Raw genomic sequence first — 11,816 nt, forward strand, 5'->3', positions numbered from 1 at the left:
ACAAATCTAATTTAATCAAAAGCAAGAGGAGCTAAAAATGGCATTATCAAAAGATGAACTGATCCAGGCAATCGAGTCTATGACCGTATTGGAGCTGTCCGAACTGGTCAGCGCTCTGGAAGAAAAATTCGGCGTTTCTGCTGCTGCACCAGTAGCTGTTGCTGCCGGCCCTGCTGCAGCTGGCGGTGCTGCTGATGCTGCAGAAGAGAAGACTGAATTCGACGTTGTACTGGCATCTGCCGGCGACAAGAAGATTCAGGTAATCAAGGCAGTACGTGAAGCAACCGGTCTGGGCCTGAAAGAAGCCAAGGCAGTTGTTGATGGCGCACCTGGTACAGTTAAGGAAGGTGTTTCCAAAGACGACGCTGAAGCACTGAAAGCCAAGCTGGAAGAAGCAGGCGCAACCGTAGAACTGAAGTAAGCGCGACTTGCTCCACATATACGTGTAATGATCGAGGTTGATCCCCGGTAGCGAAAGCTGCCGGGGCTCGGCCTTTTTAGCTGTTATTCAGTAAACTAGTTCTTCTTCAGAGGTTAATCATGGCCAAGCAAGCTTCATTGAAACGAATCCGCAAGAATTTTGGTAGCATTGAGTCTCCAATCAGTATGCCTAACATGCTGCAACTGCAGACTGAGTCCTACCATGAATTTGTCGGTTATGGTGAGGCAGTTAATGATTCACGCCTGTCCACTGTATTCCAGACGGTCTTTCCTGTACGTGATTATGCAGGTAATGCAGAGCTGTCATTTGAAGGCCTGGAATACAGCCCGCCGCGTTACGACCAGGATGAGTGCCGTCGCCGCGATCTGACGTTTGCCTTGCCGGTCAAGGTTAAGCTTCGTCTGAAGATTTACGAGCCAGAAGTAGAGCGCCGTGCCAAGCGCAAGGTGAAAGAAGTGCGCGATCAGTCCGTCTACATGGGCGAGATTCCGTACATGACCGAATACGGCTCTTTTATTATCAATGGCACTGAGCGCGCCATTGTCTCCCAGATGCACCGTTCTCCGGGTGTGTTCTTTGATCATGACAAGGGTAAAACCCATTCGTCAGGCAAGTTTCTGTTCAAAGCACGTGTTATTCCGTATCGCGGCTCCTGGCTGGATTTTGAGTTCGATTCCAAAGATAAAGTACATTTCCGCATCGATCTGCGTCGCAAGATGCCCGCCGGCGTTCTGCTCAAGGCACTGGGCTTGTCCACACAGGATATTCTCGATCGCTTTTATCAGCGTCGGACCTACCGTTTCACCAAGAGCGGTGTACAGGTCAAGTTTGATGCAGACAAGCTGCTGGGAACGCGTGCCGTTACAGCAGTCAAACTGGATAACAAGACGATCGTTGCTGAAGGCAAGAAATTTACCGCACTGGCTATCAGGCGTTTGACTGAAGCCGATGTGAAGTGGATCGATGTGCCGATTGAGAGCATGGTCGGTGAGGTGGCAGCTGAGCCAATCATGATTGATGGTGGAGAAATTCTCATTGATCATAATCAGGAGCTGACCGAAGACTCTATCTCTGCATTGCAGGGTGCCGGTATCAAGCAGCTGGAGTGCCTGCTGATTGATTCATCCGTGCGCGGACCATGGCTGGCGGACACACTGCGTCTGGATATGGTTCAGTCACGCGAAGAAGCGCGTGTAGAGATCTATCGTATGATGCGCCCTGGTGAGCCGCCGACAGTTGAGACGGCCAAGGCTCTGTTTGAATCCCTGTTTTATGACGCTTCCCGTTATGACTTGTCCCGCGTAGGCCGTATGAAGTTGAACTCGCGCCTTGGCATCAGCGATGTTGATGTCCCGCTGGATCATGGCACGCTGCGTAATGAGGACATCCTGATCGCGCTGGATACCCTGCTGAGCTTGCGCGACGGCATCGGTGAAGTGGATGATATCGATCATCTTGGCAATCGTCGCCTGCGTTCTGTCGGCGAGTTGCTGGAAAACCAGATTCGCATTGGCCTGGTGCGTATGGAGCGTGCTATTCGTGAGCGCCTGACATCCGGCGATCTGACGGAGATGATGCCGTCTGATGTGGTCAATGCCAAACCGCTGATCGCTTCCGTGAAAGAATTTTTCGGCTCATCGCAGCTGTCTCAGTTTATGGATCAGACCAACCCGCTTTCGGAAGTGACGCATAAGCGTCGTCTTTCCGCACTGGGCCCGGGCGGTCTTTCGCGTGAGCGTGCCGGCTTTGAGGTGCGCGACGTACATCCGACCCATTATGGTCGCCTCTGCCCGATTGAGACACCCGAAGGTCCGAATATCGGTCTGATCAACTCCCTGGCAACCTATGCCAAGGTCAATGACTTCGGCTTTATCGAGTCTCCGTATCGCAAGGTTATTGATGGCAAGGCGACGGACATTGTCGATTATCTGTCTGCCATCGATGAAAGCGATCCGATCATCGCTCAGGCCAATGCGGTTCTGGACGATGAGGGTCGTTTTGCCGCTGATCTTGTTCAGTGTCGTCAGGGTGGCGAGTTCATTATGGCCGCTCGGGATAAAATCAACTATATGGACGTATCGCCATCACAGGTGGTTTCCGTTTGTGCCGGTCTTATTCCTTTCCTTGAGCACGATGACGCGAACCGTGCGCTGATGGGTTCGAACATGCAGCGTCAGGCAGTGCCTCTGTTGCGTTCCGAGAAGCCTCTGGTTGGTACCGGTATGGAAGCGCCGCTGGCGCGCGACTCCGGCGTATCGCAGGTTGCTCGTCGTGGCGGATTCATTGAACGTGTTGATGGTGAACGCATCGTTGTACGTGTGGGTGAAGATGAACAGGTTGAAGGTGAGCCTGGCGTAGATATCTACCGACTGTTCAAATATCGTCGTTCCAATCAGAACACCTGCTTCAATCAGCGCCCGCTGGTGAAGATGGGCGATAAGGTTGTTAAGGGTGACATCATCGCAGACGGGCCGAGTACAGATATGGGCGAGCTGGCGCTTGGCCGTAACGTACTGGTAGCGCTGATGCCATGGCGCGGTTACAACTTTGAGGATGCGATCGTCATTTCCGAGAAGCTGGTTCGCGAAGATGTGTACACCTCGATTCATATTGAGGAGTTTGAGTGCGTGTCCCGCGATACCAAACTGGGCTCGGAAGAGATTACCCGCGATATCCCGAATGTCGGCGAAGATGCGCTGCGCCACCTGGATGACTGCGGCATTGCCTATGTCGGCGCTGAAGTAAAACAGGGCGACATTCTGGTTGGCAAGATCACACCGAAGGGCGAATCCCAGCTCTCTCCTGAAGAGAAGCTGCTGCGTGCTATCTTCGGTGAGAAAGCCTCGGATGTACGTGACACCTCCATGCGCGTCAAACCGGGCGAAGAGGGCGTTGTTGTCGACGTTCAGATCTTCACCCGCCGCGGCGATGAGAAAGATGAGCGTGCCAAAGCAATCGAAGAGTCCGGCATTGAGCAGCTTTATGCGGATAAGGAAGAAGAGCGTCGTATTCTGGAAGGTAATGCTGCCAGTCGCCTATGTTCACTGGTAGTAGGACAGAAAGCCGCCACCTTCAAGGGCTTGAATCGCGGTGTGACCATTACTGCTGCCGATGTTGAGTCCATGAGCTTGCGCGATCTTTCAGGTGTTTCCGTTGATGATGATGCGGTGAATGAGAAGATTGCAGAAATTCTGGAATCAATGGATAAAGAGCGCTCGCGTCTGGAGTCACGCTTTGAGCAGAAAGTTGCCAAGGTTCGTGAAGGATCGGAACTCAAGCCTGGCGTTATCAAGGTTGTGAAGGTGTTTGTGGCCGTGAAGCGTAAGCTTCAGCCGGGCGACAAGATGGCTGGCCGCCATGGTAATAAGGGTGTTATTTCTATTATCGTGCCGGAAGAAGACATGCCGTATACCGCTGATGGTACGCCGGTTGAGATCTGTCTGAACCCGTTGGGCGTACCTTCGCGTATGAATATCGGTCAGATTTTCGAGATTCATATGGGCTGGGCCGGCAGTGAGCTGGGCAAGCGTATTGAAGAGAAGATGCGTGCCAAGGTTGGCAATGAAGAGATGCGCTCCTTCTTGCTGGATATCTATGCCGAAGATAAAACCGCATGTCGCCAGATTGGTGAGATGAATGATGCCGAACTGGTTGAGCTCTCTACCAACCTGAAGGGCGGTGTGCCGATCGCAACGCCTGTGTTTGACGGCGCCAACGAGGCGCATATCAGGCGTATGCTGAAACTTGCAGGTCTGCCGGAAACCGGTCAAACAATACTGTATGATGGTCGTACCGGTGAGGCATTTGATCGCCCTGTTACCATTGGGCAAATGTATATTCTTAAGTTGCATCATCTGGTTGATGAGAAGATTCATGCTCGTTCAACCGGACCATACTCACTGGTTACGCAGCAGCCGCTTGGTGGTAAGGCGCAGTTTGGTGGCCAGCGCTTCGGTGAGATGGAAGTGTGGGCGCTGGAGGCATATGGCGCTGCTCATGTGTTGCAGGAAATGCTGACAGTGAAGTCCGATGATGTGCAGGGCCGTACCAAGATGTATGAGTCCATTGTCCGCGGTGATATGTCGTTTGATGCCGGAATTCCGGAATCGTTTAACGTGATGACCAAGGAATTGAACGCTCTGGGTATTGACCTTGCTATGGTCAAGCGCCCGACTGAGAACGAAGGAGAATAAGCCATGCAAGAACTTCTCAAGATGTTCCAGAAACCATCCAGTATTCAGGATTTTGATGGCCTGAGGGTTGGTCTGGCAAGTCCGGAAAAAATTCGTTCATGGTCATATGGCGAAGTCAAAAAGCCTGAGACAATCAACTATCGCACCTTTAAACCGGAGCGTGATGGATTGTTTTGTGCAAAGATTTTCGGTCCTATCAAGGATTACGAATGTCTGTGTGGAAAATACAAGCGTCTGAAGCATCGTGGTGTGGTTTGCGAAAAGTGCTCGGTTGAAGTGATTCAGTCCAAAGTGCGTCGTGAGCGCATGGGCCATATTGAACTTGCCGCACCTGTAGCGCATATCTGGTTTTTGAAGAGCCTGCCATCCCGTATCGGTTTGCTGCTGGATAAAACCCTGAAAGAGCTTGAGCGCGTGCTCTACTTCGAGTCTTATATTGTACTGGATCCGGGCCTTACCAGTCTTGAGCAGTTCCAGATTCTGACCGAAGATGAATATATCGAAGCATTTGAAGAGTATGGCGAGGAGTTCCGCGCCGACATGGGCGCGTCAGCGCTGCGTGAAATGCTCAAAAATATCAACCTGGAAGAAGAGCGTCAGTCCCTGCGCTCCCAGATTGCCGCAACCAAGGCTGTGACCAAGTTGACCAAGCTGACCAAGCGTCTGGCCACGGTGGAAGCGATGCTGGGTTCGGGAAATCGTCCGGAGTGGATGATTCTTGAGGTTGTTCCTGTGCTGCCGCCGGAAATTCGTCCGCTGGTGCCGCTGGATGGCGGTCGTTTTGCCACGTCCGATCTGAATGATCTCTATCGTCGTGTGATCAACCGTAACAACCGTCTGAAACGACTGCTGGAGCTCAATGCGCCGGAGATCATCACCCGCAATGAAAAGCGTATGTTGCAGGAATCCGTAGACGCACTGTTTGATAATGATCGTCGTTCCAAGCCGATTACAGGTAATAACCGTCGTCCGCTGAAGTCTCTGTCCGATGTCATCAAGGGTAAACAGGGCCGTTTCCGTCAGAACCTGCTCGGTAAGCGTGTCGACTATTCCGGCCGTTCGGTCATCGTGGTTGGTCCTGAACTGAAGCTGCACCAGTGTGGTCTGCCCAAGAAGATGGCGCTGGAGCTGTTTAAGCCGTTCATCTATAACAAGCTGGAAGCCCGGGGACTGGCCAACACCATTAAAGCTGCCAAGAAACTGGTAGAGCAGGGTATTCCGGAAGTCTGGGATATCCTGGCAGAAGTTATTAATCAGCATCCGGTCATGCTTAACCGTGCGCCAACACTGCACAGGCTCGGTATTCAGGCCTTTGAGCCGCTGCTGGTGGAAGGCAAGGCTATTCAGTTGCATCCGCTGGTATGTACCGCATTCAATGCCGACTTCGATGGCGATCAGATGGCTGTACATGTACCACTGTCGATTGAAGCGCAGATGGAAGCACGTGCACTGATCATGTCCACCAACAATATTCTGTCGCCAGCAACCGGTAAGCCGGTGATTGTGCCTACCCAGGATATGGTACTCGGTATCTATTATCTCACTCGCGAGCGTCCGTTTGCCAAGGGTGAGGATATGGCCTTTTCTTCACCGGAAGAAGCGATTCGTGCGCTGGACGCAGGTGCTGTAGAGCTGCATACACGTATCAGCTGTCGTATCCGTGGTCGCCGTGAAAGTACGACGGTAGGTCGTTCTATTCTTTCCACCGTGCTGCCCGATGAAATGCCGTTTTCATGTGTGAACCGTCTGTTGACCAAGAAGGACGTTGGCGGCCTGATCGAGACTTGCTACCGCTCTGCTGGTAACAAGGCGACTGTGCTGCTGGCTGACCGTCTGAAAGTGCTGGGCTATAACTATGCAACACGCTCGGGTGCCTCTTTTGCCCTGTGTGATGTGGTGATTCCTGATAACAAGGTTTCTCTGGTGGCGACTGCCGATGCCGAAGTTGCCAAGGTTCAGAAGCAGTATGCAGACGGCCTGATCACTGCCGGCGAGCGCTACAACAAGGTAGTCGATTTGTGGACACACACGACTGAAACAGTCGCACGTGCAATGATGGATAACCTCTCCACCGACGTACTGACCAGTGCTGATGGCACGAAGACCGAAGAGGCGAAGAGCTTCAACCCGGTCTATATGATGGCTGATTCCGGCGCTCGTGGTTCTGCACAGCAGATTCGCCAGCTGGCCGGTATGCGTGGTCTGATGGCCAAGCCGGACGGTTCTATTATTGAAACACCGATTACAGCGAACTTCCGCGAAGGCCTGACGATTCTGCAGTACTTCATCTCCACCCATGGTGCGCGTAAGGGTCTGGCCGATACTGCACTTAAAACTGCAAACTCCGGTTATCTGACCCGTCGTCTGGTGGATGTGGCGCAGGATGCCGTGATCCGTGAGCAGGATTGTGGCACGAGTAACGGTATTACACTCTCTGCCCTGGTTGAGGGTGGTGAAGTGATTGAGCCTCTGATTGAGCGAGTGCTGGGTCGTGTGCTGCTGGAATCTGCACTGGATCCGATCTCCGGTGAGGAAATTGCTCCGGCCGGAGCCATGGTAAGCGAGGAGTTGGCTGACAAAATCGGCGACTCCGGGATTGAATCAGTGCGCATTCGTTCGGTGCTGACCTGTGAATCGGAAGAGGGTGTTTGCGCCAACTGTTATGGTCGTGATCTTGCACATGGTTCGCCTGTATCCATTGGTGAAGCTGTCGGCGTTATTGCGGCACAGTCGATCGGTGAGCCGGGTACCCAGCTGACCATGCGTACCTTCCACGTGGGTGGTACAGCTTCTCGTGCAGCTGAACAGGCGCATGTTGAGGCCAAGTTCGGCGGTACGGCGAAACTGGACAGCGCCATTACGGTGACCAATGCCACCGGTGAGGCGATTGTTATCAACCGTCATACCGAGGTGGTTATTGTCGATGCCAAGGACAAGGAGCTCGAACGTCATCGTATTCCTTACGGTGCCCATCTGCTGATTGTTGAAGGGGACGTCGTTAAGAGCGGGCATAAGCTTGCCGAATGGGATCCGTATACCATGCCGTTGATTGCCGAGGCGGATGGACAGATTCGTTATGTCGATATGGAAGAAGGCATTACCGTTCGTGAGCAGTCTGATGAAGTGACCGGCTTGTCCAGTCGTGTGGTAACGCAGCAGGCGGATACGCGCAAAGATGCGCTGCGTCCGCAGATTCATCTGGTTGATCCGACCGATCCTGAAGGCGACCCGCTGGTGCTCTCCCGTACCAATATGCCGGCCCGTTACTTCCTGTCGGCCGGCGCTATTCTGAACGTTGATAACGGCGAATCATTGAAGGCGGGTGATGTGCTTGCCCGTATTCCACGTGAAGCCGGCAAAACCAAGGATATTACCGGTGGTCTGCCGCGCGTGGTCGAGCTGTTCGAGGCGCGCAAACCGAAGAGTCTGGCGTTTATTGCCGGCGCTGACGGCGTGATTTCGTTCGGTAAGGATATTCGTGGTAAACGCCGCGTCTATGTCAACCCGTCCGATGGTTCTGATCAGTTTGAATACCAGATTCCAAAGGGATCGCAGATTCTGGTACAGGAAGGTGATCGTGTACGTCGTGGTGAGCGTCTGATGGAAGGCTCACCGGCTCCGCAGGATATCCTGAAGGTGCTTGGTGTAGAGGCATTGGCCAACTACCTGACGGATGAAATCCAGGAGGTTTACCGTCTGCAGGGTGTGAAAATCAATGACAAGCATATCGAAGTGATTGCTCGTCAGATGATGCGCAAGGTTCAGATCATCGACTCGGGCGCATCCAGCTTTGTTGCTGGCGAACAGCCAGTGCGTAAACATGTGCTGAAGGTGAATCGTAAGCTGGAGGCTGAAGGCAAGCCGCCTGCAACATACGAGCCGATCCTGCTGGGTATCACCAAGTCGTCACTGAATACTGACTCGTTTATTTCTGCGGCATCATTCCAGGAAACAACGCGTGTGATTACTGAAGCCGCTCTGGCCGGAAAAGTTGATTGGCTGATGGGGCTGAAGGAAAACGTGATTCTCGGACGACTGCTGCCTGCCGGTACAGGTTTGGCAGTGCGCAATGCGCCTAAAAGAGTGCTTGAATCCGCAGTGCCGGAGGATGTTATAGAAGTGGCACCGAATGCAGATATTCTGGAAGAACTGGGCCAGGTTATTGATGACCGCCCTGTGGATTCCGCAGGCGAAGCTGCATAAATTAAGCACGTTCAGTAACAGATCAGGGCGCCTTCGGGCGCCCTTTTTTGTGTCCGGAAATGATATGGAGAGACGTAAGTATCTGCGCCGCTCATGTTCGTAACCCATCTGGCCTATGGGGTTGCGCTGGTGTAGCTTGCTCTTCAGCGTTGCTCCTTGTTGCGCGCAAAAGGTCAGGAGGTGAATTATGTATAAATACATCGGATTGATTTTACTGGTGCCGCTGGCGCTTTCAGCTTGTCAGGATAATTCCACCCCGCCTCATCAGCAGGCGGAGCCGGTACAGCCAGCCAGCCAGACGGCTGCAGCTGTCAGTGAACATCAGCCACAACCGGAGAGTGTGACACCTTCCACCAAAGAGGGTGCAACAGATACGGTTGCAGTCACCAAGTTGCCGGAAAGTAATGTTGCAGCGTCTGTTGAGCAGTCGATGAAGCAGTCGCAGGCCGATGCTGCCGCGACCCTGTCCGGCTTGGCTGAGACTTCCAAGCCTGTAGCAGCTGATAAGGCCGCGGTTGTAAAAAAACAGCAGCCAGTTGCTGTGAGCAAGCCAACTGTACAGGAAACGACTGTGGCGCCTAAGAAGCCTGTCGCAGTGAAAAAAGCAGCGGTTGTACCTGCTCCAGTGGTTGCCATGGGTGACGCGGTTAAAGGCAAGGCGAAGGCACGCAAGTGTGCTGCATGCCATAACTTCAACGATAAAAAGAAAGTGGGACCCGGCCTTGCCGGTGTAGTTGGGCGTAAGGCTGGTACTATGGCTGATATGAAGTATAGCCAGGCACTTTCAACCGCTACATGGTCATGGAATGAGAAAAACCTTGCACTATGGGTATGCAATTCCAAAGAGGCAGTGAAGACATTAAGCGGGGATCCCGGAGCTACTACAAAGATGCCGTCTCAACGTATATGTGATGCCGGAGATCAGGCCAATCTGATCGCTTACCTCAAGACGCTGTAAATCATGCGTATTCTGCATACGATGATCCGGGTAACGGATATGGAGCGCGCGATTGCCTTCTATACCGATATCCTCTCCATGCGATTGTTGCGTCGGAAGGATTATCCTGGTGGCAGGTTTACGCTTGCTTTTGTCGGTTATGGTGACGAATCGGACTCGGCTGTGATAGAGCTGACCCATAACTGGGATACAGACAACTATGATCTGGGTAATGCCTTTGGTCATATTGCCATTGGTGTTGCTGATATCTATGCCGTTTGCGATCGGATTCGTGCAGGCGGCGGCCAGATCAGCCGCGAACCGGGCCCGATGAAGCACGGCAATACAGTCATCGCATTTGTACGTGATCCCGATGGCTATGCCATTGAATTGATCGAAACCGGCTGATCATTCTTCAGCCGGTTTCGTCTGCTTGTGAAACAGTGTCAGCGAAAATCCCTGTGCCTCGTTGATCAGGCGTAGAGGCCTGCCAGTACCTCAGCGTATTGCTCATAAACATTGCGTCGTTTGATCTTCAGGGTAGGGGTGAGCAGGTCATTTTCGATGCTGAACGGCTCGCTGATGAGATGGATACGGCGCACCTGCTCAAAGCCATTCAGTGGCTTGAGTATGTTGTTGATTTTTGTCTGCAGATGTTTTTTCAGGATATATGAGTCGCGTAGTTGCTGCCAGCCGGATTCCGGCAGCCCCTTCTCTCTGGCCCATGCTGTACATGCTTCTTCATTGGCGACAACCAGGGCAACCAGATGGGGTTTCTGGTCGCCATACACAACCACCTGATCAATCTGGCTATCAATGAGCAGCAGTTGTTCGATACGCTGCGGAGCGATATTTTCACCACCTGAGTTAATGATAATATCTCTTTTGCGTCCGGTAATATAGAGATAGCCATCTTTATCCAGCCTGCCGATATCACCGGTGAGGAGCCAGCCATCCTGAATGGCTTCTTTTGTGGCTTTGCGGTTATGCCAGTAGCCGGGCATGATATTTGCGCCTCGAGCAAGGATCTCTCCATCGTCGGCTATATTGATGTCAACACCCTTTGCAGCGACACCGACACTGCCCGGGCGACGATCACACATCGGGTTTGCAGCCAGCAGTGGCGCGGCTTCACTCAAACCGTAGCCTTCGATCACAGGCAGCCCGAGTGCTTCAAAGAAGCCGGCCACCTCGACATTGAGTGGGGCGCCGCCGGAGATCAGTACGCGCAAGCGTCCGCCAAAACGCTGTCGAACTTTCGCGCCCACCAGCCTGTCGAGCAGGGGTAAAAGCATCTGTTGCAAAACATTCAGCCTCTGTTTTCTGCTCAGCTTAAGATAGAGATGGAACAGGTGCTGCTTCAGTGAAGATTGTTGGGCGACCTGTCCCAGGATACGGCTGCGCACTACCTCCAGCATGCGCGGTACTGTAATCATCACCGTTGGTCTGGCTTCAGTCATATTTTTGGCGACGGTATCAGGCCGTTCGGCAAAAGCGACAGACAGACCGAATGAATAAGAGAGAAAGTGCGTCCCCGTACGCTCCAGCGCATGTGCCAGGGGCAGAAAAGAGAGCATGCGGTCACCGCCTTCCGTGGCGCGCAGACTAATGACAGACGGCACCGCTTCCAGGTTGGTAATGATATTACCGTGGGTGAGCATTACCCCTTTAGGATTGGCTGTGGTGCCGGAGGTGTAAACCAGCGTAGCCAGTGTGTCCCGATGCAGCCTGGAGAGTCGCTTCTCCAGTGACGGCTCGTCCAGTTCAGCGGCCTCCAGTGAAGTGACCGGCTCTACCAGCTTGTGATCGCTTGCCTCAAACGCATAGATATGCCGCAGATGCGAACAGTGTTCGACTGCCCCCAGCAGGTGGGTCAACAGCTTTCCGCCTGAGGTGAAGACAGCCACTGCCCCCGAGTCATTTAGCACATAACTCATATCGTGCGGGCGATAACTGCAGTACAACGGAACGCTGACAGCACCAACAGAGAGGATGGCATAATCAATAGCCGCCCATTCCGGCCTGTTCTCCATCAGAATGG

Annotated in this window: 6 protein-coding genes; 5 read left to right on the forward strand and 1 reads right to left on the reverse strand. The window is 53.0% G+C overall.

Annotated elements, in window-relative coordinates:
* Window positions 1-37 precede the first annotated feature (37 nt).
* From rplL to gloA, 5 genes are all read left to right on the forward strand, one after another.
* On the forward strand, window positions 38-421 hold the full coding sequence (rplL, locus tag SPV1_RS04585) for a 50S ribosomal protein L7/L12 (protein ID WP_009849950.1): 384 nt from the start codon (window positions 38-40) through the stop codon (window positions 419-421).
* A 119-nt stretch (window positions 422-540) separates the two neighbouring features.
* Window positions 541-4,635 carry a DNA-directed RNA polymerase subunit beta gene (gene rpoB / locus SPV1_RS04590; protein ID WP_026195503.1) on the forward strand — a complete coding sequence of 1,365 codons (4,095 nt, stop codon included), beginning with the start codon at window positions 541-543 and terminating at the stop codon, window positions 4,633-4,635.
* Window positions 4,636-4,638: 3 nt separating this feature from the next.
* Window positions 4,639-8,838 carry a DNA-directed RNA polymerase subunit beta' gene (gene rpoC, locus SPV1_RS04595; RefSeq protein ID WP_009849952.1) on the forward strand — a complete coding sequence of 1,400 codons (4,200 nt, stop codon included), beginning with the start codon at window positions 4,639-4,641 and terminating at the stop codon, window positions 8,836-8,838.
* 187 nt (window positions 8,839-9,025) lie between these two features.
* Window positions 9,026-9,796 (forward strand): c-type cytochrome, encoded by a 771-nt coding sequence (locus tag SPV1_RS04600; RefSeq protein ID WP_009849953.1) that lies wholly within the window; start codon window positions 9,026-9,028, stop codon window positions 9,794-9,796.
* A 3-nt stretch (window positions 9,797-9,799) separates the two neighbouring features.
* Complete coding sequence (gene gloA / locus SPV1_RS04605; protein WP_009849954.1) at window positions 9,800-10,183, forward strand: lactoylglutathione lyase; 384 nt, start codon at window positions 9,800-9,802, stop codon at window positions 10,181-10,183.
* 65 nt (window positions 10,184-10,248) lie between these two features.
* On the opposite strand, the gene SPV1_RS04610 is transcribed toward gloA, so the two are convergent.
* A partial coding sequence (locus tag SPV1_RS04610) for an AMP-dependent synthetase/ligase (protein ID WP_231288282.1) occupies window positions 10,249-11,816 on the reverse strand: 1,568 nt, incomplete at its 5' end.

The sequence above is a fragment of the Mariprofundus ferrooxydans PV-1 genome (assembly GCF_000153765.1).
Classification (GTDB): Bacteria; Pseudomonadota; Zetaproteobacteria; order Mariprofundales; family Mariprofundaceae; genus Mariprofundus; species Mariprofundus ferrooxydans.